Source organism: Micromonospora sp. NPDC049529, from assembly GCF_055586685.1.
On record NZ_JBVJHT010000042.1, the window covers coordinates 1 to 1,275 of the forward strand.

The window sequence follows — 1,275 nt, forward strand, 5'->3', positions numbered from 1 at the left end:
GGTCCGGACGCGGTACGGCGTACGGTCCGGCACCGCCGTCGGGTCGCGACCACCACCGGCCTGGCCCTGGCCCTGGTCCTCGTCATCGGCCCGGTGGCCGGGTACGCGACGCTGAACCGAGGCTCCGGCCCACCCCCCGGACCCGCCACCACCACCGAGCCGACCGTCAGCCCGCCCCCGTCGGCGAGGCCCACCCCGTCGGCGACCCCGCCCGCCACCGGCACCCCGGCCCCACCGGACGGCGAGATCAGCAAGACGGACCTGTTCAAGGCGCGGGTGAGCCTGCCGGCGTGGCACCCGGTCGCGCCGCAGTGGTGTGTCACCGGGAACGTCCGGCTCGACGACGACCCGAAACTGAAGCACCCGTCGCTGGTCGCCCTCGCCCACGGCGACGTGGACGACGACGGGGCGGCCGAGACGATCGCCCTGCTGTCCTGTCCGCTCACCGAGGGCGGGACGACGCAGCAGGTGGTGGTCTTCGACCGGGACACCGCCGGAAAGGTCGTCACCCTCGGGCAGGTCGTCCGGGTCGGCGACGAAATAGAGTGGATAGTCGACGTCGAATTCGACCCGGCCGGAGTCGTACGCGTCCAGGTGGGCGACCTTCCCGAATGCTGTCAGGTGCCGAAGGAGTGGGCCCAGAAACAGTGGCGCGGCTACGGCTGGAATGGGAAGGAGTTCACGCAGACGGCCGGCCCGGAGGAATTCGGACCCAATCCGGTCTTCGTCGACCTCCAGACGATCAGCGCCACCGACGTGGCGTTCGTCGAGCGTCCCGAGGACCCGGTCTGGGGACTGCGGTACGCCTCCGTCACCGTCAAGATTCGCAACAACGGGCCCTTCGTGTCGAAGAACGTACGGCTGGAACTCGGGTTCGGCCCCACTGCCGGGATGAGGCACGAGGGAAGCGGGTGGTCGGTGTGCACGAAGACGAGCGATACCTCGCGGTTGTTCGCCTCGACCCTGTTCTGCGAGCTCAAGCCACTGAAGCCGGGTGAGGAGCGGACCGTCGTCCTGGGGCTGGTCAACAGCGCGGGACAGCCGGACACCGGCACCGGGTGGGCGTCCGTGCGCAACTTCGACCGGATCGACGGCGTCGAGCACTACGTTCCCGAGGAGCGCAACGGCAACAACGACCGGGTGGAGTTCAATTTCCGCTGAGCTGTCGAGCCGTATTGCCGGCAGTGGGGGGGGGGGGGGGGGGGGGGGGGGGGGGGGGGGGGGGGGTAGGGGGGGGGGGGGTGGGGGGCGGGGCGGCGTGGGTTTGTGGTGGTG

The 1,275-nt window shown here is 70.9% G+C and carries 1 protein-coding gene; it reads left to right on the plus strand.

The window, feature by feature from the left end; translation table 11 throughout:
- Positions 1-1,161: hypothetical protein (locus tag ACZ6QQ_RS36675; RefSeq protein WP_465882636.1), on the plus strand; the 1,161-nt coding region annotated here is incomplete at its 5' end.
- Between the last annotated feature and the right edge of the window lie 114 nt (positions 1,162-1,275).